Below are 20,496 nucleotides of genomic sequence, written 5' to 3' on the forward strand. Positions count from 1 at the left end.
CGCGAACTATGGCGGCTCCGTGAACGCGAGGAGTGAGCCGGACGCGCGGTTGGTCGAGGAGCCGCCCAAGGACACCGGACATCGCCGGTCGCCGTACGAGCGCGACCGGGCCCGGGTGCTGCACTCGGCGGCGTTTCGCCGACTTGCCACCAAGACCCAGGTGCACACCGCCGGCACCGACGACTTCCTGCGTACGCGGCTGACCCACTCGTTGGAGGTGGCCCAGATCGCCCGGGAGATGGGTGCCCGGCTGGGCTGCGACCCGGACGTGGTGGACGTCGCGGGGCTCGCGCACGACCTCGGGCACCCGCCGTTCGGGCACAACGGTGAGGCTGCGCTGGATCTGCTCGCCACGCCGTGCGGTGGCTTCGAGGGCAACGCGCAGACCCTGCGGGTGTTGACCCGTCTGGAGGCGAAGGTGCTCGCCCCGGACGGCTCGTCCGCCGGGCTGAACCTGACCCGGGCGTCGCTGGACGCGATCGGCAAGTATCCCTGGCCGCGCCGGCCGGGGGAGCGCAAGTTCGGGGTGTACGCCGACGACGCGGCCGTCTTCGACTGGATCCGCGCCGGTGCGCCCGGCGACCGGCGCTGCCTGGAGGCCCAGGTGATGGACTGGGCCGACGACGTCGCGTACTCGGTGCACGACGTGGAGGACGGCATCCACGGTGGCTACGTCACGTTGCACCCGCTGCTCACCGACGCCGACGAGCGGGCCGCGCTCTGCGCCGACGTGGCCGCCGCCTACTCCGGGGAGTCCGCCGCGGACCTGGCCGAGGTGCTCGTCGATCTGCTGGCCGGTCCGCTGCTCGCCCCGTTCGCCGGGTACGACGGCAGCCATCGCGCGCAGGTCGCGTTGAAGGCCACCACCAGCGGGGTGACCGGGCTGTTCGTGTCCGCGGCGGTGGCGGCCACGGAGGAGCGCTTCGGTCCGGGCCCGCACCGCCGCTACGCCGCCGACCTGGTGGTGCCCCGCCTGGTACGGGCGCAGTGCGCGCTGCTCAAGGGCATCGCGCTGCGCTACGTGATGCGTCGCAGTGGCTTCCGGGGCCGCTACGAGCGGCAGCGGACGATGCTGGCGGAGTTGGTCGCCGCGCTGGTCCGGCGTGCCCCGGACGGGCTGGACCCGATCTTCGCCCCGCTGTGGCGGGCTGCCCCGGACGACCGGGCCAGGCTGCGGGTGGTGATCGACCAGGTCGCCTCGCTCACCGACCCGGCGGCGGTGACCTGGCACACCCGGCTGGTCGGCAAAGGGACACCCCCGGGTGATCACGAGCCAGCTTAGGCTAACCTAACTGACATGACGGAACGCTCCAGGAACGTCACCTCGGTCCGGGTGCTGCGCACCGAGCGGCCCACCCCGCACCTGATCCGGCTCGTCCTCGGTGGGGACGAACTGATCGGCCTGCCGGTGGGCGAGTTCACCGACCACTACATCAAGGTGGTGTTCCCGCAGTCGGGGGTCGCGTACCCGCAGCCGTTGGACCTCGCCGCGATCCGCCGGGACCTGCCCCGGGAGCAGTGGCCCCGGCTGCGCGCGTACACGGTGCGGCGCTGGGATCCGCTGTCCGGCGAGCTGACCGTCGACGTGGTGCACCACGGCGACGAGGGGTTGGCCGGCCCGTGGGCCGCCGCGCTGTGCCCCGGCGATCCGGTGCACTTCGTCGGCCCCGGCGGCGCGTACGCCCCGAGCCCGGACGCGGACTGGCATCTGCTGGTCGGTGACGAGAGCGCCCTGCCGGCGATCGCCGCCGCGTGCGAGCGCCTACCGCTGGGCACCCCGGCCCACGTCTTCGTGGAGATCGCCGACCCGGCGGAGGAGCAGAAGCTGCTCAGCCCGGGGGCCGTGGAGCTGACCTGGTTGCATCGCGGCGACCGCCCGGTGGGCCAGGCGCTGATCGAGGCGGTGCGGGCGTTGGAGTTCCCGGCCGGCCAGGTGCACGCGTTCGTGCACGGCGAGGCCGCCTTCGTCCGGGAGCTGCGCCGGCTGCTGCGCGGCGAGCGGGGCGTGCCCCTCGACCGGCTCTCCATCTCCGGCTACTGGCGGCGCGGCATGGACGACGAGGGCTGGCGCTCCACCAAGGCCGACTGGAACCAGCAGGTGGCGGCCGAGGAGACGGCCATCCCTCAGCCCGCCGCGGCGGCCTGAGCGCCGCTCACCCCTCGGGGGTGTTCATCTCCCTGCCGGCCCGGGCAAGGCGCCGGCTGAGCAGGACGGCGTACCCGACGACGGCCAGGGAGAGCAGCGACAGCATCACCTTCGGCTGGTGCACCGTCGCGGTGATCAGGCTGACCGAGAGCACCCCGTAGGCGGCGATCGCCAACCGGGCGGCGCTCGGTCGGGTCCACAGCCAGTACAGGGCGAGCCCGCAGGCCGTCCACACCACCATCGAGGCGCCCAGCAGCAGCCGCAGCTCCAGCGGCAGCCGGCTCGCGTTGTCGTCGACCAGCCGCACCACCTGCCCGAGCGACCAGCCGAGCAGCAGCAGCGCGCCGCCCAGCGGAATGTGCAGGTAGCTGTACGCCTGCCCGCCGCGCAGCCGGCTCTGGAGCAGCCGGGTGGTCACGAAGGTGGTGTAGACCCACCAGACCGCCGCCGGGATGAGGAAGGCCATCGCGGCGGTGAGGATCATGTGTGGCGGGGGGTGGTCCGGCACGGCGAAGAGCAGGCTGGCCAGCGCGCTACCCAGGACGATGATGGTGAACTGGCCGATCCGTTCCGGCAGGTGCCTGTTGTCCACCGGCCAGCGGTTGAGCCAGCGCACCCCCGCCCAGGGTGTGGCCAGTTCGATGACCATCGCGACGATCCACAGGACCGGGCGCAGCTCGGTGGGCACTGTCAGCGACACCAGCCAGATCAACCAGCCCGACCCGAAGCCGATCAGGTAGACAGTCGTCACCATTCGGGCCTTCGCGCTGGTCGGCCAGGCGCGCAGGTACAGCAGGAGCAGCACGCCCCGCACGATCAGGTACCCGACCGGCAGCAGCACGCTCTCCGGGACCTCGTCGACGCCGAGGGTCATCGCGCCCGCGCCGACCAACGCGACAAGCACCAGCAGTCGGTGCAACGCGTCGTCCGGATCGAACCGGGTGTCGTAGTACACCTGCCCCATCCAGGCCCACTGGATCACCACGAAGAGCCCGATCACGGCCAGCACGGCCCTCGGCGACGGGGACGGTTCGTTGCCCAGCCGGGCCACCACCGCCGCCAGCGCGTACACGAAGATGAGGTCGAGGAAGAGCTCCAGCCAGGTGGCGTGCCGGTGGCCGGCCTCGTCCGTCTGCGGGGTCTGCCCGGGTAGCCCCATCCGAGCGGCCAGCCATCTCGGCAGGCGGGGGGCTTCGGTCCGTACCCGGCGCATCTGGTCATGGTCCCCGTGCGGACCCGGCCTGCGGGCCGGAACCGCCCAGCCGGCAGCGGCCGCCGCCACACCGGCGTCCCCCGGCCGGCGTGTCGTCGGTCCGGCAGGGCAGGATGTACGGCGAGGGGGTGGCACATGGCTGGGCGGATCCGGGACGAGGACATCGCACTGGTCCGGGAACGCACCTCGATCGGGGATGTGATCTCCGAGACGGTCACCCTGAAGTCCGCCGGCGGCGGCAACCTCAAGGGCCTGTGCCCGTTCCACGACGAGAAGAGTCCGTCGTTCAACGTGTCCCCGGCCCGCAACGTCTGGTACTGCTTCGGCTGCGGGGCCGGCGGGGACGCGATCAAGTTCCTGATGGACGCCGACCACCTCAGCTTCGTGGAGTCCGTCGAGCGGCTGGCCGGCCGCGCCGGCATCCAACTGCGCTACATCGAGGACGACAAGGGCACCCCGCGCCCCCGCCCGCAGCAGGGTCAGCGGCAGCGCCTGGTCGCCGCGCACGCCGCCGCCGTCGAGTTCTACTGCGCGCAACTGAGCACCGCCGGCGCCCGGCCGGCACGGGAGTTCCTGGCGCGACGGGGCTTCGACAGGGCCGCCGCCGAGCGCTACGGCTGTGGCTTCGCGCCGGAGGGTTGGGACCCGCTCACCAAGCACCTGCGCCAGCAGGGCTTCACCCACCAGGAGTTGGTCACCGCCGGGCTGTCCCGGGAGTCCCGTTCCGGCACCCTGATCGACAGGTTCCGTCGCCGGTTGCTCTGGCCGATCCGCGATCTCGCCGGCGACGTGATCGGCTTCGGCGCGCGCAAGCTCTTCGATGACGACGACGGCCCGAAGTACCTGAACACCCCCGAGACGCCGATCTACAAGAAGTCGCACGTGCTCTACGGCATCGACCAGGCCAAGCGGGAGATCGCCAAGCAGGGTCGGGCGGTCATCGTCGAGGGTTACACCGACGTGATGGCCTGTCACCTGGCCGGGGTGACCACGGCGGTGGCGACCTGCGGCACCGCCTTCGCCGCTGACCACATCTCCGTCCTGCGTCGGCTCCTGTTCGACAGCGACGAGGTGGCCGGCGAGATCATCTTCACCTTCGACGGCGACGCCGCCGGGCAGAAGGCCGCGCTGCGCGCCTTCGAGGACGACCAGCGCTTCGTCGGGCGCACGTTCATCGCGGTCAGCCCGGACAACATGGACCCGTGCGACCTGCGGTTGGCCAAGGGCGACCTGGCGGTGCGTGACCTGGTCGCCCGCCGCGAGCCGCTGGTCGACTTCGCGCTGCGGCACGTGATCAGCCGCTTCGACCTGGACACCGTCGACGGCCGGGTCGAGGCGATGCGTCACGCCGCGCCGCTGGTCGCGCGCCTGAAGGACCGGGAGAAGCGCCCGGAGTACGTCCGTAAGCTCGCCATGGACCTCGGCATGGAGATCGAGCCGGTGCAGCGGGCGGTGCTCGCCGCCGGCAACACTCCGCCGTCCAGCGCCCGCGACGCGGCCCCCGCCGCCCGGCCCACCTCGGCCCGCCCCGAGCCGGCGGTGGACAGCCCGCAGTCGATGGTCGAGCGGGAGGCGCTCAAACTCGCCCTCCAGCAACCGGTCCTCGCCGGGCCGATGTTCGACGCGGTCGAGGCCACCGAATACCGCCACCCGGTGCACATCGCGGTCCGTACGGCCATCACCGCGGCCGGTGGTGCCGCGTCGGCGACCGGCGGCGCGGTCTGGATCGAGTCGGTCCGCGACGCCTGCGAGGACCTGGCGGCCGCGGCGCTGGTCGGTGAGTTGGCAGTCGAACCACTGCGGATCGACGGCGAACCGGACCCGCGCTACGTGTCGATCACGATGGCCCGGGTGCAGTTCGGGTCGGTGACCGCCCGGGTCCGGGACCTCAAGTCACGCATCCAGCGGATCAACCCGGTCAACAACAAGGACGAGTACTTCGCCGCCTTCGGTGAGCTGCTGTCCCTGGAGCAGCACGCCCGGGCGTTGCGCGAGCAGGCCGCGGGAGGCCTCTAGATGGGACTGTTCAGCCGCAAGCCGAAGCTGCCGCCGGCCGACCGGCCGCCGCTGACCGCCGACGAGCGGGTGCTGGCCTGGGCCGCCGCCGGCAACGGCGAGGGCGACGGGGTGGTGGTCGCCACCAACCTCGGGCTGTGGTTGCCCGGTCGAGGGCACCGGTTCGGTTGGCACACCATCCTCAAGGCGGTCTGGTCCGGCCGGGAGCTGACAGTCACCCCCGCCGAGCCGCTCGTCGAGCGGGACGGCTACACGGTGGTCGCTGACGGCCCGGCCGAGACGTACCTGCTGCTCGACCCGGGGGAGTTGCCGCACCAGGTGCGGGCCCGGGTGACCCGTTCGGTCGCGTACACCGAGCACCAGCCGGTGCCCGGCGGCGCGGCGCGGGTCGCGGCCCGGCGCGTGGCCGGAGTCGACGGTCTGACCTGGACGGTCCGACTCGACCCCGGCACTCCGACGGGCGACGAGGCAGTGCTCGCCGAGGCCGACCGGCTGGTCGGCGTGGCCCGCGCCGCCACCGCGCCGGCCGACGTCTGACCGGCCGGGTCAGTTCGCGCCCAGGTCCTTCAGCGCCTTCTCGGCGCCGCGGTGCAGCGGCACCGGCTCGGTCCTGCGGGCGGTCTCCAGCGAGATGCCCCGGGCCGCCGGGTTCGCCTGGGCCAGCGTGTCCCGCTTGTCGAAGACCGTCCGGGTGATCGCGCAGGCGACGTTGGCGTCCAGGTCCTTACGGACCAACAACACGTTGGGTACGACGATGGTCGGGGTGTCGGTCGCCGTCCGGTACGCGTCCCGGCCGATCGTCCCGGCCTGGTAGGCGGGGCTCAACGCGGTCATCTTCGGCAGCAACGGCGAGATGTCGACGAACTTCACCGAGTCGCCGGCAGTGGTGAACAGGTCGGTGAGGCCCCCGGTGGGCAGACCACCGGACCAGAAGAAGCCGTCGACGCTGCCGTCCTTGATCCCCTCGACGGTCTTGGTCAGGTCCAGTCGCTGCGCCCGGATATCCTTTGCCGGGTCGAGGCCGGCGGCCTCCAACAGCCGGTTGGCGATCACCTCCGTGCCGGACTTCGGTGAGCCGGTGGAGATCCGCTTGCCCCGCATGTCGGCCACCGAGGTGATCCCGGAGTCGTTGCGGACCACCACCTGGGTGTAGTTGTCGTAGATGCGGGTCAGCGCCTGCACCGGCTGCGGCGCGGTGAAGCTGCCCTTGCCCTCGACCGCGTTGACCGCCGTGTCGAACAGCGAGAACGCCACGTCGTACTGGCCGCCGACCAGTTGCTCGACGTTCTGCACCGAGGCGCCGGTCTCGGCGGCGGTGCCGGTGAGCTTGCCACCGGTCGCCCCGGACAACTGCCCGGCCAGGGCGTTGCCGACCACGTAGTAGACGCCTGTCGCGTTGCCGGTGGCGATGCCGACGCGGGTCTCCTTCGTCACCTCGCAGGTGACCTCGCTGGCAGTGTCGTCAGTGGCCGCGCCGCCCTGCTGACCTCCGCAACCCGCGGCACCGACCGTGACGAGGGCGAGCACGCTCAGGCCCGCCGCGAGCCGTACGTCGATTCGTCTCACAGTTGTTCCTCCACAGGATTGGCTGGTGATCCGGACGATGACCGGTTGGCGGCGCCGCGTCGGACGAACACGCCCGCCGCCGCGACGACGGCCAGCGCCGCGCCGACAGTGACCGGGACGGGTTCGAGCCAGAGCAGTGTGACGCCGGCGAGGGCGCCCAAGACCCGTTCCGGGGCGCCGGCCGGGCCAACGCCGGGCAGCCAGCCACCGGCGGCGACGGCGAGCACCGCCACGCTGAGCGCTGTGACTGCGGCGGCGAAGGCGATCCGCTGGACGCCACCGATGCCGAGCAGACCGAGCCCGGCCGGCGTGATGACGAACGCGATCGGGGTCAGGTACGCCGGCAATGCGTACCGCAGGGTCTGCCACATGGTCGGCACCAGCCGGCCGCCGGTGACCGCGGCGGCGGCCACCGCGGCGAGCGCTGTCGGTGGGGACACCTCGGACAGCACCGCGAAGTAGAAGACGAACATCGCCGCCGCCGGCGCGGCGACGCCCAGGTCGAGCAGGGCCGGACCGACGATCACCCAACCGATCACGAACGACGCGGTGACCGGCACGGCCAGGCCCAGCAGGCTGAGCGCGACGGCGGCGAGCAGCGCGGTGAGCACCAGCACCAGCGTCGGGTCCGAGGTGGCCGCCTGCGCCCCGCCGATCAGCAGCGCCGCCGCCTGCGGCCCGAGGCCGGTCTTCGTGGTGGTCGCCGTGATGATGCCGGCGGCGGCGCAGACAGCGGTGACGGCGAGGACGCCGCGTACGCCGGTGACGAGCGCGGTCACCAGCCGGCCCGGGGCGAGCCGGTGCGCGCGCTCCTCGTTCCTGGGGGCCAGGAACGACAACGCGACGGTGAGCACGACGGCGAAGACGACGGCTCTCGTCGCGGACACACCGATCGCGAGGAACACGATGATGGCGATCAGCGAGGCGAAGTGGTAACCGAACCGGGCCAGCAGCCGCCAGGGCGAGTCGACGTCGATCACCACGGGGCGCACGCCGGAACGGCGAGCGTCGATCTCCACGGCGAGCAGGATGCCGAGGTAGTAGAGCACCGTCGGTACCGTCGCCCAGCCCAGCACCTGGAGGTACGAGACGCCCAGGTACTCGGCGATGATGAACGCCGCCGCACCCAGAGTGGGCGGGGAGAGGATGGCGCCCACCCCGGCCGCGGCCAACATGCCGCCGGCCCGCTCCGGCGGGTAGCCGGCGCGGCGCAGCAGCGGCCAGGTGACCGCGCCGATGCTCACGGTCGTCGCCGCGCCGGAGCCGGAGACGGTGCCGAGCAGGAAACCCGAGGCCACCGCCGTCCGGCCGGCGGCGGTACGGGAACGTCGGAACGCCGCGGCCGACAACTCGACGAAGAACCGCCCGGCCCCGGACAACTCCAGCACCGCGCCGTAGATGGTGAACAGCACGATGTACGAGGCGGCCACGTCGAGTGGCGTGCCGTAGAAGCCGCTGTCGGAGTTGTAGAACGCGTCGACCAGCTGACTGAAGTCGAGGCCGGCGTGCGCGACGGGCCAGGACTGCGGCAGCAGGCCACCGTAGTAGCCGTAGCCGAGGAACAGCAGGCAGACCGCGGGCAGGATCCAACCGGTGGTACGTCGACACGCCTCGAGCAGCAGGAGCAGCAGGACGGTGCCCAGCACCAGATCCGTCGGCGCCAGCAGGCCCTGCCGGTCGAGGAACGCGTTGTAGCCGCCGCCACCGCTGCCGATCCGGATCGGCAGGACGGGGTAGAGACAGGCCGCGACGGCCAGGGCGCCCAGAGCCCAGTCGGTCACTGTGGGCCCCGACGACGCGAGTGCCGGGACGCGCCTGTCGCTCTCGGTGGTCTCGGCGTGGTTGGCGCGTCGTCGCCGGGCGCGGAGGCGGGCCGGTAGCCGCAGGTCGGCCGGGTAGGCGAGGAAGACCAGCGGGAGTACGCCGGCCAGGAAGATGATCAAGTAGTACTTGCTGCCCTGCGACAGCGGGCGGAACACCTGCCACAGGGCGAGAGCGCCGACCGCCAGCGCCGCCGTGGTGAGGAGCAGACCCGCCGGCCCGGAGAGCACCCGTCCCGGTTTCTCGTCCTCGAACTGGGCGGCCAGGTCCCGAGTCGTCCGCTCGGCCACGCCCGTCCCGCTCGCGTCTGGCCTGCTCGCGCCGGGCTCTGTCGGCTCGGCTTCCGGTCGTGGTCGGGGTGGCCCGCCGCCGGGGCTCGCTGCGGGCCCATCAACGGGAGAGTTGGCTGGTCGGGCAGGTGACGGCGAACCATCGGGCGAGCTGATGGGCGACACAAAAGGACGATACACGTCGATTGGCTGACGGGTGGGGCATCGATCGGCGTTTCGCCGCCGGTGGTACGGACACAGTGGCGGCCGACTGGTCGCCGGCGAATATTTGCGTGGAGGGCTGTCGGACCCGGCGGTTAGGGTCGGGCGGTGACTTCGGGGCGACCACTGATTCAGGCTCGCGGGCTGGTGAAGCGGTTCGGCGATTTCACCGCCGTGGCCGGCATCGACGTCGAGGTTCGCCCGGGTGAGGCGTTCGGCTTCCTCGGGCCCAACGGCGCGGGCAAGTCGTCCACCATGCGGATGATCGGCTGCATCTCCCCACCCAGCGGGGGTGAGCTGCGCATCCTCGACATGGATCCGGTGGCTGATGGGCCGGCGATCCGGGCGCGCCTCGGGGTGTGCCCCCAACTGGACAATCTCGATCCGGAGTTGACCGTCCGGGAAAACCTGACCGTCTACGCCCGCTACTTCGGCATCTCCCGCCGGGCGGCCCGGGAGCGCGCCGCCGAGCTGCTCGACTTCGTCCAGCTCACCGAGCGGGCCGACAGCAAGGTCGAGCCGCTCTCCGGTGGCATGAAGCGTCGGCTGACCATCGCCCGCGCGCTGGTGAACGATCCGGAGATCGTGCTGCTCGACGAGCCGACCACCGGGCTCGACCCGCAGGCCCGGCACCTGGTGTGGGAGCGGCTGTTCCGGCTCAAGCAGCAGGGCGTCACGTTGGTGCTCACCACGCATTACATGGACGAGGCCGAGCAGCTCTGTGACCGCCTGGTGGTGATGGACGGCGGCCGGATCGTCGCGGAGGGCTCGCCCCGCGCGCTGATCGAGCAGCACTCGACCCGTGAGGTGGTCGAGCTGCGCTTCGCCGCCGAGTCGCAGGAACCGTTCGCCGGCAAGCTCGACGGGTTGGGGGAGCGGGTCGAGGTGTTGCCCGACCGGGTCCTGCTCTACGTGCCCGACGGCGACGCGGCGGTCGCCGAGGTCACCGCGTTGGGGCTCCAGCCGGCGAACGTGCTGGTCCGGCGCAGCGGCCTGGAGGACGTCTTCCTGCACCTGACCGGCCGCACCCTGGTCGACTGACCGGCGCCCGGCCGTTCCTTGGCTGCGGCGTAGGCGGTTTTCCGGGTCGGCCCCAACGTGCCCGTGCCTGAGCCCACCGCTCGATTCTGCCCATGCGGCCACGGCACCCCTAAGACGCCGGAATTGGGCGACTTTGGGCGCGGTCGCACCGCTGACCTGCCGGCGGTCGCCGCTCAACGGGCTCTGGCCCAGGTGATGAATCGGTCGGTCAGTCGGTCGTGACCGGCCTGGCCGGCGAGGTCTCCGGCCGCCTCGTACAGCAACGCGGCGAGGTAGATGAGCAGGCCGATCCGGTCCTCGCGGTACTCGCCGAGCAGCGCCAGGCGGGCCGGCGAGCAGGGCCACGCCGCGCCGCAGACCCGGCAGCGCCAGGACGGGCGTGCCGCTACGTGTGGGCGGTACCGCGGCATCAGCGCCCGCCGCCGTCATGAGCCGACCAGGTGAGTCGCACGAGGGAACCTCCGTCGGGTGGGAGGGAGCGCCCCGGATCGGGGGTCACGGGGCGCTCCCGGCCTGGTTCCGCCCGCCGTCTGGATCCCGTGAGCGGTTCCGCTGCGTGACAGTCTGGTGAAGACCCGACTACGGTGGGAGGTTCCGCACGCCGACGACCAGCGCGTACGGCAATCGGCCCGGCACGGTACGGGAATGTACGGAGGGTGTCCGTGGAGAGTTCGTCCATGCTGGAGCACTTCGCCGAGGAGTTGCGACTGGCCCGGGCCGCCAACGGGATGTCGCAGACGGCGCTGGCCGAGGCGTTGAGCTATTCCGGGGCGCTTGTCGCCAAGGTGGAGACATCCGAGCGCCGGCCAAGTCTGGACTTCGCCCGCCGGTGCGACGCCGTGTTCTCAGCCGACGGTCGGTTCGAACGCATCCAGCGGCGGATCAGCCGGGAGGCAGTGGTGCCGTGGTTCCGCGATTGGGCCGGCGTCGAGCAGGAAACCACAGCGCTGCGCTGGTTCGAGCCGCTCTACGTGCCAGGTCTGGTGCAGACCGAGGGTTACGCCCGCGCCATCCTGGCCGGTGCAGGGCTTTTCGCGGCGGACGAGGTCGAGCAGCAGGTGACCGCCCGGCTCGACCGGCAGGGCGTGCTCACCCGGAACCGGCCGCCGCTGCTCAGCGTGGTCGTCGACGAGTACGTGCTGCGCCGCCACATCGGCGGGCCGGAGGTGATGCGCGAGCAGTTGCGTCACCTGGTGAAGCTCGGCTCGGCCCTGCCCCGGGTCCGAATCCAGGTCGTGCCGCTGTCGGCCGGTGCGTACGCTGGGCTCGATGGTCCCTTCGTGATCGCCACCGCCGCCACCGGTGAGGATGTCGTCTACCTGGACGGGCAGCGCCACGGGCAGGTGATCGACCGGTCCGAGTACGTCCGGCAGATGGTCGAGGTGTGGGAGTCGATCCGGGGTGAGGCACTATCGCAGCAGCAGTCCCTCGACCTGATCGCGGAAGTGGCGGAGACATGGAGCTGACCGGCGCCCGGTGGCGCAAGAGCACCCGCAGCAACGGCAGCGGCGGCGCGTGCGTGGAGGTTGCCGGCAACCTGCCCGGGCTGGTGGCCGTCCGCGACTCCAAGGACCCGACCGGTCCCGTGCTGGTCTTCCCGCCTGACGCGTGGCGGGCGTTCGTCGGTGCCGACTCCTTCCGCCGGTAGTTAGCGCTCAGTCTCCGGCTGCTTGATCGGCCGCCCTTACCCATCGGCTCATATGCTGATCGATGACCTCCCGTACCTGGCGACGGAGGCCCGTGCCGCTCGTATCGCCCATCCCCTCGGCCGCGAAGACCGCATCGGTAAAGCTGTCCGCGTCGTTGGGAGAGGACTCGCGGAGCCGAAGGTTCTCTGCAGGGGGCAGGCAGAAGCCCAGCTTGACGCACAGCTCTTCGAGGAGTCGTTGGACTTCAGAATTCCTGTCATGAGGGTGGCCCATGGTGGACAGCGTGGTGACTCCTGCCGCGAGTCGCCAACCCTGACGCGCACAAATCCGGGCGACACGTCGGCGGGGTCGTCGTAGGGTGACCGCGGTCTGTCGTACCCCGGGGGTAGACAGGTCGTGGTGGTCGGCGCGGTGGGCGGGGTGGTCGGGTGAGTGCGGCGGGATCGGCGCGGTTCCCATGGGTGCCGGCGTACGCGGTGTTCGAGCACTACCTGGTGGGGCTTCGGCGCACCTGGCGGGCCGGGGTGTTCTCCTCGTTCCTGCTGCCGGTGCTGACGGTCCTCGGGTTCGGGGTGGGCGTCGGCGCCTACATCGACCAGGGCGTCGGCGGGGTGCGTTACCTCGACTGGCTGGTCCCCGGGCTGATCGCCTCGACAGCGCTCCAGGTGACCGTCGGTGACTCGACCTGGCCGGTGTTCAGCAACTTCCAATGGGTCAAGACCTACTTCGCGCAGGGCGCGTCGCCGCTGCGGGTGGGTGACATCGTGGCCGGGCACCTGGCCTTCGTGCTGTTCCGCGTGCTCACCACGATTGTGGCGTTCCTACTGGTCACCGGGCTGTTCGGGGCGTTGCGGTCGCCGTGGGCGGTGGCCACCCTGCCGGTGGTGGCGTTGCTCGGGCTGGCCGTCGCCGCACCGACCTTCGCGTACGCCGCATCGGTGTCGAGCGACAGTTGGCTGGCGATGCTGTTCCGGTTCGCGGTCATCCCGATGACGCTCTTCGCCGGGGTGTTCTTTCCGGTCGAGTCGTTGCCCGAGGCGCTGCGCTGGCTGGCGTACGCGACACCGTTGTGGCACGCCGTGGACCTGTGCCGCGCGGCCACGCTCGGCGTCGCCCCACAGTGGTCGATCGTCGGGCACCTGCTCTACCTGGCCGCCTGGGCGGTCGCCGGCTGGTTGCTGGCGGTGCGCGCGTTCCGTCGCAAGCTCGTCGTCTGAACAGCAACCCGAAGAGCAAGCAGAGAGGATGCCGTGGTCACGCTGATCCTGCCCCGGCTGGTCGACGTCTCCGCCGCGTCCCGGCGGTCGGCGTCGGTGGTCGGGCGCAACGTCGCGGCGCTGAAGTCGGCCTACTGGCTGCTGCTGCTCTCCGGCTTCGTGGAGCCGCTGCTCTACCTGCTCTCCATCGGGGTGGGCGTCGGCGCGCTGGTCGGCGACCTGCCGCTGCCCGACGGGCGGCTGGTCTCGTACGCCGAGTTCGTGGCCCCGGCGATGCTCGCCTCCTCGGCGATGACCGGTGCGCTCGCGGAGACCACCTTCAACTTCTTCGGCAAGATGAAGTACATGAAGCTGTACGACGGGATGATCGCCACCCCGGTACGGCCGTTCGAGATCGCCGTGGGCGAGTTGGGTTGGGCGATGCTGCGGGGCAGCGCCTACTCGGCGGCGTTCCTCGGCGTGATGGTCGCGCTGGAGTTGACGAGCGTCACCCGCGCGTTGACCGCTCTCCCGGCCGCGGTGCTTGTCGGGTTCGCGTTCGGGGCGCTCGGCATGGCGATCTCCACCTTCATGCGCAGCTGGCAGGATTTCGACCTGATGGCCTCCGCGCAGTTCACCCTCTTCCTCTTCTCCGGCACCTTCGTGCCGGCGCAGGCCTACCCGACAGTGCTGCACTGGCTCGTCGAGATCACCCCGCTGTACCGGTCGGTGCACCTGCTCCGCGGGGTCGCGCTGGGCAGTGGTGGTTGGCTCTGGCTGCTCGACGTGCTCTACCTGCTGGCGATGATGGCGATCGGTCTGCTGGTGGCTTCCCGCCGAATGGCGAGGTTGCTCTACAAGTAGGGGTTATCCGCGCCCGTCCACGGGGCATGTCCGGAGGTGACACCGCCGACCAGGAGGAGGGGCGATGACCTCGGACGAGTCTTCCGCCCAGCGTGAGCGCGAGGGTGATCCGGCCACCACGCCGGTCGGGCCCGACGCGGGCCCGGACAGCCCCACCGACCTGCCCGGCAGCGGCTGGAAGGCGGCGATGCGCCGGACGATCACCGAATTCCAGGACGACAGCCTCACCGACTGGGCCGCCGCGCTTACCTACTACGGGGTGCTGTCAATCTTCCCCGGCCTGCTGGTGCTGATCTCCCTACTCGGGCTGCTCGGCGAGAGTGCCACCCAGGGCGTCAAGGACACCGTCAACCAGGCGGTGCCGAACGACAGCGTGCAGGAGATCATCGAGGGCGCGATCAACACCGCCCAGCAGAACGGCGGCCTGGCCAGCGTCGCGGCGATCATCGGTCTGGTGGCCGCGTTCTGGTCCGCGTCCGGCTACATCGGTGCTTTCATGCGTGCGTCGAACACGATCTACGACGTGCCGGAGGGTCGGCCGATCTGGAAGACGCTGCCGATCCGGGCCGGTGTGACAGCGGTGATCGGCGTGCTGCTGCTGGTGTGCGCGGTGATCGTGGTCTTCACCGGCCGCCTCGCCGAGTCGGTCGGTGACGTGATCGGGCTCGGTTCGACGGCGGTCGCGGTGTGGGACGTCGCGAAGTGGCCGGTGCTGCTGATCCTGGTCAGCCTGATGTTCGCGATCCTCTACTGGGCCTCACCGAACGCGCGGCACGGCGGCTTCCGCTGGATCAGCCCCGGCGGGGTGCTGGCCGTGGTGATCTGGCTGGTGATCTCCGGCCTGTTCGCCTTCTACGTGAGCAACTTCGGCTCGTACGACAAGACGTACGGGACGCTGGCCGGGGTCATCATCTTCCTGGTGTGGCTCTGGCTGAGCAACATCGCGATCCTGCTGGGGGCGGAGTTCGACGCCGAGTTGGAGCGGGGTCGCGCCATCTCGGCCGGGCACTCGGTCGACGACGAGCCGTACGTCGAGCTGCGCGACGACCGCAAGCTCCGCAAGAAGCGAAATTCTGCCGGCCGCCGCTGACGGCTCAGCCCTGATCGCCCTGCGGCCACCGCCCCGCGCCAAATTGCCCCGCCACCGAGGATCGGCTGGCGGGGCGTTTGCGTGTCCGTCGATGGAACTGCGGGCGAGGGGACGCGGGCCGTCCGTGATCCTTTCCATGATCGACTAGTAGCTTTTGTTCTTTCGGACAAAAGTTGGTCTCGGAACGGTTGAAGCTCTGGACAGGCGGCGTGGAACGCTCTTACTGTGTCGGACACAACACATCGGCATTGCGTCGATGTGAACGCTGCCAAAGAAGAGGGGGCCCCGGGTGCGCACCGTCGACCCCCTACACGTGCGCCTGTTGCGGCTGCTCCGCGACGAGGGTGCCGTGTCCCGGGCCGAGCTGGGCGACCGGCTCCAGATGCCGCGTCCGCGCATGCTGGCCGAGCTTGATCGCCTGGTGACGCTGGGCTATGTGGCCGAGGCCGGGCTCGCCGCATCCCGAGGCGGGCGTCGCTCGACTCTCGTCGAGCTGAACCCGAAGCTGCGCTTCGCCGCCGTCGACCTCGGCGCCAGCTCGATGGACGTCGAGGTGGTCAACGGCCGCCTCGAACCGGTGGCCCACTACGCCGAGGCGGCCGACATCCGCAACGGCCCGAAGGTGACCCTGCAACGGGTCAACGAACTGCTGCACAAGGCCCGGGTCGACGGCGCGTACGAGCGACTGGACGCGGTCGGCATCGGCGTACCCGGCCCGGTCAGCTTCCGCGACGGCGTTCCGGTCTCACCACCGATCATGCCGGGCTGGGACCGGTTCCCGGTGCGTGAGCTGCTCAGCCGGGAGCACGGCTGCCCGGCGGTGGTCGACAACGACGTCAACATCATGGCGATCGGCGAGCGGCACGGTGGTGTCGCCCACTCGGTGGACGACTTCCTCTTCGTGAAGATCGGCACCGGCATCGGGTGCGGCATCTACCTCACCGGCGAGGTCTACCGGGGCACCGACGGCTGTGCCGGCGACATAGGCCACATCCAGGTCGACTCGCACGGTCCGATGTGCTCCTGCGGCAACATCGGCTGCCTGGAGGCGCTGTTCAGCGGCGCCGCGCTCGCCAAGGACGCCGCAGCCGCCGCCCGCAGTGGCACGTCGCCGGCGCTGGCCGAGCGACTGGCGCTGCGGGGTGTCGTCACCGCGCTGGACGTCGCCGAGGGCGCCGTCGAGGGCGACGTGACCTGCATCCAGTTGATCCGGGACGGCGGACGGCGGGTCGGCGGAGTGCTCGCCGGTCTGGTCAGCTTCACCAACCCGTCCATGATCGTGATCGGTGGAGGGCTGGCCCAGCTGGGCCACATCCTGCTCGCCGAGATCCGCAGTGTGGTCTACCGCCGGTCACTGCCACTGGCCACCGGCAACCTTCCCGTCGTCCTGTCCGAGCTGGGCGGCCGTGCCGGTGTCACCGGCGCGGCGGTGCTCGCGAGCGACGTCGCCTTCGGGGAAGCCGCATGAAGCTGTTCGAGATTCCGTCGTGAGCGAGGAGGAGACTGTGGCTCTGCCCGAGGATGACCCCGCCACCGCGTCGGCCGAGGCCGTCGCCGAGGCGCCGCTGGTCGAGGCTCCCGCCGACACCGTCGCGGGCGAGGTGGTCCTGCGCCTCACCGATCTGGTGAAGACCTTCCCCGGCGTACGCGCGCTCGACGGCGTGCAGCTGGAGGTGCGTGCCGGCGAGGTGCACTGCCTGCTCGGGCAGAACGGCGCCGGCAAGTCCACCCTCATCAAGGTGCTCGCCGGGGTGCACCAACCGGATTCCGGGCAGGTGGAGTGGCGCGGTGAGCCGGCCACGTTCGCCAACCCGCAGGCCGCCATGAAGGCGGGCATCGCCACCATCTACCAGGAGCTCGACCTCGTCGAGGATCTGTCGGTGGCGGAGAACGCGTTCCTCGGACACGAGTACCGCAACTTCGGTTTCGTCCGGCGCGGTCGGATGGCCCGGCACACCCGGCAGATCCTCAGCCGGCTCGGCCACGGTGAGATCCCGCCGGGGCGGATGGTCCGGTCACTGCCGGCGGCCGGCAAACAGATCGTCAGCATGGCGCGGGCGCTGTCGCACGAGGCCCGACTGATCATCATGGACGAGCCGAGCGCGGTGCTGGCCCACGACGAGGTCGGCAACCTGTTCCGAATCATCCGAGAGCTGACCGCGCAGGGCATCGCCGTCATCTACATCTCCCACCGGTTGGAGGAGATCCGCGAGATCGGCGACCGGGTCACCGTACTCAAGGACGGCCGGACCACGGCGGCGAACCTGCCGGCGCGCGACACCCCGACCCGCGACCTGGTGAGCCGGATGACCGGCCGCACCATCGAGTACGTCTTCCCGGACCGGCCGACCGACGACCCCGCTGGCGCCGACCTGCTCCAGGTGCAGGGGTTGACCCGCACCGGCGAGTTCGCCGACGTGTCGCTGAACGTGCGTGCCGGGGAGATCGTGGGCATCGCGGGGCTGGTCGGCTCCGGTCGTTCCGAACTGCTGGAGACGATCTACGGCGCCCGCCTCCCGGAGGCCGGCACGGTGCAGATGGACGGCAAGGTCCTGCGGCCCGGCGTCGGCGCGGCGGTTCGCGCCGGCATGGGAATGGCCCCGGAGGAACGCAAGAGCCAGGCGCTGCTGCTCGGCGAGCCGATCTACCGCAACGTCACGCTGGCCACCTTCGGCCGGTACGCGCGGCTCGGCTTCACCAACGCCGCCAAGGAACGCGCCGAGGCGGACCGGATCGCGGAGACCCTGGAGCTGCGGCCCCGGGACGTCGACCGGCCGGTACGCACGCTGTCCGGCGGCAACCAGCAGAAGGTGGTGGTCGGGCGTTGGCTGCTCGGCGGCACCAAGTTGCTGCTTCTCGACGAGCCGACCCGGGGCGTGGACGTGGGCGCCCGGGCCGAGCTCTACCAGGTCATCCGGGGATTGGCCGCACAGGGCGTTGGGGTGCTGCTGGTCTCCAGCGAGGTGCCCGAAGTGCTGGGTCTGGCCGACCGGGTGCTGGTGATGCGGGAAGGGCGGGTCGTCCGCGAAGCCGCGGCCGGCGAACTCGACGAGAACACTGTGCTTGACCTCGTGATGGCGGGGTCCTTGATGGAAGGCGCACCGGCATGAGCGACGCGACTCCCACTCCCACCGCGACACCGGAGCGCCCGCAGCTTCCGGCGCAGTCGCCGCCGGTGGACCCGGCGGAGACGGCGGTGGCAAATAACAAGGCAGGATCCGGGGGCAAGCTCTCCTGGTGGCGGGGTGACGGTGGCGACGGCGCCAAGCGCAACCTCGGCCTGATCGGGGTGCTGGCCGCGCTCATCGTGGTCGGCGCGGTCACCAAGCCCGACCTGTACGGCGACCCGAACTGGGTCTGGAACAACGTCCTGGCCATTCTCCAGTTGGCCTCGGTCGTCGGCGTGGTCACTGTCGGGATGACCTTCGTGATCATCGGTGGTGGCATCGACCTGTCGGTCGGCGCGATCGTCGCGCTGGCCGGGGTCTGGTGCACCACTGTGGCCACCCAGAGCTACGGCGCCGGCGGCATGATCTTCACCGCCCTCGCGGTCGGCATCTGCGTCGGTCTCGTCAACGGTGTGCTCATCTCGTACGGGCGGCTGGTCCCCTTCATCGCGACGCTCGCGATGCTGGTGGCCGCGCGAGGGCTCGCGGCGTCGATCTCCAACAAGCAGACCCAGGTGTCGAGCAGCACCTTCATCAACGACATCGCCGCGCGCAAGGTGATCGGGATCCCGATCCTGGTTTACATCCTCGGCGCTGTCGTGCTGGCCGGTTGGGTGGTGCTCAACCGCACGACCTTCGGCCGGCGGACCATCGCCGTCGGTGGTAACCCGGAGGCGGCGCGGCTGGCCGGCATCAACGTCCGGCGGCACACCATGCTGCTCTACGCGCTCTCCGGTCTCTGCTGCGGTATCGCCGCCATCATGCTCACCTCGCAGGCGACCTCGGCGCAGGCGGCGATGGCCAACCTGTACGAGTTGGACGCGATCGCCGCGGCGATCATCGGCGGGACTCTGCTCAGCGGCGGCCGGGGCACGATCGTCGGCTCGCTGCTCGGCGTCATCATCTTCGCCACCATCACGAACCTCTTCGCCATCAACGGCCTCTCCATCGAGGCGCAGAACATGGTCAAGGGCGGCATCATCGTCGCCGCCGTCCTGGTCCAGCAGTTCCAGTTCAAGTCAGTCACTCGGCTCCTCGCGCGGAACAGGGTCACCACCGCAACCTGACGCACCGCACCGTTGTCCTGGCGACGTCGAGAAAGTTCGACGGTGGCCGGGCCCCGCACACCCTCAATAAGTCAAATCCCGCTCCCAGGAGGTCATTAATGACCCAGCACAGTCGCGACCTGTCGCGCCGCCGGTTGCTCTTCGGTGGAGCCGCAGTGGGCGCTGCCACCCTCCTCACCGCCTGCACCAGCAACGAGACCCCGGCCGCCAGCACCCAGACCAAGGCCGCCGGAAACAGTGAAGGCAACAACGCCCCGGGCAAGAAGGTCGTCATCGGCTTCTCCGCCCCGGCCGCCGACCACGGCTGGATGGGCGCGATCCACGCCAACGCCAAGGCGCAGGCCGCCGCCTACTCGGACGTGGAGTTCAAGGAGGTCGACGGTGGGTCGAACTCCGAGGCCCAGCGCTCCACGCTCGGCACGCTGATCGCCCAGAAGCCGGACATCATCGTCGTGCTGCCGCACGACGGCAAGGAGGTCAACGCCGTTGCCCTCCAGGCGATGCAGGCGGGCATCCCGATCGTGAACCTCGACCGGGCGTTCCCCGACGCGCTGGCCTCGCGGCTGGTCATCAAGGGCGACAACTACGGCATGGGCGTCTCGGCCGGGCACTACATCGGCAAGATGCTCAAGGACAAGGGCGTCGCCAACCCGGTCATCGGTGAGATCGCCGGTCTGGAGATCCCGCTGACCGTCGAGCGCAGCGAGGGCTTCAAGGCCGCCCTGGCGACCTACGGGTTCACGGTACGGAACCGTCGTTCGGCCGAGTTCACCTCGGACAGCGGTCAGCGCGAGGCGTCCCAGCTGCTCCAGGCGCTGCCGAAGATCGACGCCATCTGGAACCACGACGACGACCAGGGCATCGGTGTGCTCGCGGCCATCAAGCAGGCCAACCGGTCGGAGTTCTTCATGGTCGGCGGCGCGGGCTCCAAGCTCGCGATCGACGCGATCAAGGCCGACAACACCGTGCTCAAGGCCACTGTCACCTACAACCCGTCGATGGCCTCCTCGGCGGTCTCGCTCGCGCGGCTCATCGCGCAGGGTCGGGGCCTGGGCGACCTGACGGAGCTGCAGGTGCCCAAGGAAGTGACCCTGGCCTCGGAGACGATCACCAAGGAGAACGCGAGCAGCTACGACAAGCTCGGGTTCTGACATACCGGGGGGAGACCC

The 20,496-nt window shown here is 70.7% G+C and carries 17 protein-coding genes and 1 pseudogene; 14 read left to right on the plus strand and 4 right to left on the minus strand.

Annotated elements, in window-relative coordinates; all coding sequences use genetic code 11:
* Window positions 1-19: 19 nt before the first annotated feature.
* A complete protein-coding gene (locus ABZ794_RS26610; protein WP_357518087.1) occupies window positions 20-1,282 on the plus strand; it encodes a deoxyguanosinetriphosphate triphosphohydrolase in 1,263 nt (420 codons plus the stop codon).
* Between the two features lie 15 nt (window positions 1,283-1,297).
* A complete protein-coding gene (locus ABZ794_RS26615; protein WP_357518089.1) occupies window positions 1,298-2,146 on the plus strand; it encodes a siderophore-interacting protein in 849 nt (282 codons plus the stop codon).
* Window positions 2,147-2,153: 7 nt separating this feature from the next.
* On the opposite strand, the gene ABZ794_RS26620 is transcribed toward ABZ794_RS26615, so the two are convergent.
* Complete coding sequence (locus ABZ794_RS26620; RefSeq protein WP_210783884.1) at window positions 2,154-3,359, minus strand: low temperature requirement protein A; 1,206 nt, start codon at window positions 3,357-3,359, stop codon at window positions 2,154-2,156.
* Between the two features lie 113 nt (window positions 3,360-3,472).
* Between ABZ794_RS26620 and dnaG the strand changes: the two are divergent.
* Together dnaG and ABZ794_RS26630 are read left to right on the plus strand one after the other, a co-directional pair.
* Window positions 3,473-5,375: pseudogene (gene dnaG, locus ABZ794_RS26625) on the plus strand (DNA primase).
* Window positions 5,376-5,912 (plus strand): hypothetical protein, encoded by a 537-nt coding sequence (locus tag ABZ794_RS26630; RefSeq protein ID WP_210783886.1) that lies wholly within the window; start codon window positions 5,376-5,378, stop codon window positions 5,910-5,912.
* A gap of 9 nt (window positions 5,913-5,921) precedes the next feature.
* Here the strand turns inward: ABZ794_RS26630 and ABZ794_RS26635 are convergent, their stop codons facing one another.
* Window positions 5,922-6,941 carry a TAXI family TRAP transporter solute-binding subunit gene (locus ABZ794_RS26635; protein WP_357518091.1) on the minus strand — a complete coding sequence of 340 codons (1,020 nt, stop codon included), beginning with the start codon at window positions 6,939-6,941 and terminating at the stop codon, window positions 5,922-5,924.
* Window positions 6,938-9,052 carry a TRAP transporter fused permease subunit gene (locus tag ABZ794_RS26640; RefSeq protein ID WP_357518093.1) on the minus strand — a complete coding sequence of 705 codons (2,115 nt, stop codon included), beginning with the start codon at window positions 9,050-9,052 and terminating at the stop codon, window positions 6,938-6,940. Before ABZ794_RS26640 ends, ABZ794_RS26635 begins: the two co-directional genes overlap by 4 nt.
* Before the next feature lie 309 nt (window positions 9,053-9,361).
* Here ABZ794_RS26640 and ABZ794_RS26645 point away from each other — a divergent pair, with 309 nt between their 5' ends.
* Window positions 9,362-10,294, plus strand: coding sequence for an ABC transporter ATP-binding protein (locus ABZ794_RS26645; protein WP_238690478.1), 933 nt, complete (start codon window positions 9,362-9,364; stop codon window positions 10,292-10,294).
* A gap of 173 nt (window positions 10,295-10,467) precedes the next feature.
* Here the strand turns inward: ABZ794_RS26645 and ABZ794_RS26650 are convergent, their stop codons facing one another.
* Window positions 10,468-10,704, minus strand: a complete 237-nt coding sequence (locus tag ABZ794_RS26650; protein ID WP_357518096.1) for a flavin reductase — start codon at window positions 10,702-10,704, stop codon at window positions 10,468-10,470.
* 252 nt (window positions 10,705-10,956) lie between these two features.
* Between ABZ794_RS26650 and ABZ794_RS26655 the strand changes: the two genes are divergently transcribed.
* From ABZ794_RS26655 to ABZ794_RS26695, 9 genes are all read left to right on the plus strand, one after another.
* The gene (locus ABZ794_RS26655) at window positions 10,957-11,760 is read left to right on the plus strand and encodes a helix-turn-helix transcriptional regulator (RefSeq protein WP_357518098.1); all 804 of its coding nucleotides are present in this window, start codon (window positions 10,957-10,959) and stop codon (window positions 11,758-11,760) included.
* A complete protein-coding gene (locus tag ABZ794_RS26660; RefSeq protein ID WP_357518100.1) occupies window positions 11,751-11,942 on the plus strand; it encodes a DUF397 domain-containing protein in 192 nt (63 codons plus the stop codon). The genes ABZ794_RS26655 and ABZ794_RS26660 overlap by 10 nt, the downstream gene beginning before the upstream one ends.
* A gap of 429 nt (window positions 11,943-12,371) precedes the next feature.
* Window positions 12,372-13,160 (plus strand): ABC transporter permease, encoded by a 789-nt coding sequence (locus ABZ794_RS26665; protein WP_238690481.1) that lies wholly within the window; start codon window positions 12,372-12,374, stop codon window positions 13,158-13,160.
* A gap of 33 nt (window positions 13,161-13,193) precedes the next feature.
* Window positions 13,194-14,003 (plus strand): ABC transporter permease, encoded by an 810-nt coding sequence (locus ABZ794_RS26670; protein WP_238690482.1) that lies wholly within the window; start codon window positions 13,194-13,196, stop codon window positions 14,001-14,003.
* A 64-nt stretch (window positions 14,004-14,067) separates the two neighbouring features.
* A complete protein-coding gene (locus tag ABZ794_RS26675) occupies window positions 14,068-15,093 on the plus strand; it encodes a YihY/virulence factor BrkB family protein (protein WP_238690483.1) in 1,026 nt (341 codons plus the stop codon).
* Between the two features lie 289 nt (window positions 15,094-15,382).
* Window positions 15,383-16,561, plus strand: coding sequence for an ROK family protein (locus ABZ794_RS26680; protein WP_210783894.1), 1,179 nt, complete (start codon window positions 15,383-15,385; stop codon window positions 16,559-16,561).
* Between the two features lie 133 nt (window positions 16,562-16,694).
* Window positions 16,695-18,203 (plus strand): sugar ABC transporter ATP-binding protein, encoded by a 1,509-nt coding sequence (locus ABZ794_RS26685; RefSeq protein WP_238690682.1) that lies wholly within the window; start codon window positions 16,695-16,697, stop codon window positions 18,201-18,203.
* Window positions 18,200-19,327 carry an ABC transporter permease gene (locus ABZ794_RS26690; protein ID WP_210783895.1) on the plus strand — a complete coding sequence of 376 codons (1,128 nt, stop codon included), beginning with the start codon at window positions 18,200-18,202 and terminating at the stop codon, window positions 19,325-19,327. Before ABZ794_RS26685 ends, ABZ794_RS26690 begins: the two co-directional genes overlap by 4 nt.
* Before the next feature lie 98 nt (window positions 19,328-19,425).
* Window positions 19,426-20,478 (plus strand): substrate-binding domain-containing protein, encoded by a 1,053-nt coding sequence (locus ABZ794_RS26695; RefSeq protein WP_357518104.1) that lies wholly within the window; start codon window positions 19,426-19,428, stop codon window positions 20,476-20,478.
* The last annotated feature ends 18 nt before the right edge of the window (window positions 20,479-20,496 follow it).

Source organism: Micromonospora sp. NPDC047187 (assembly GCF_040643355.1).
Lineage (GTDB): Bacteria > Actinomycetota > Actinomycetes > Mycobacteriales > Micromonosporaceae > Micromonospora > Micromonospora salmantinae.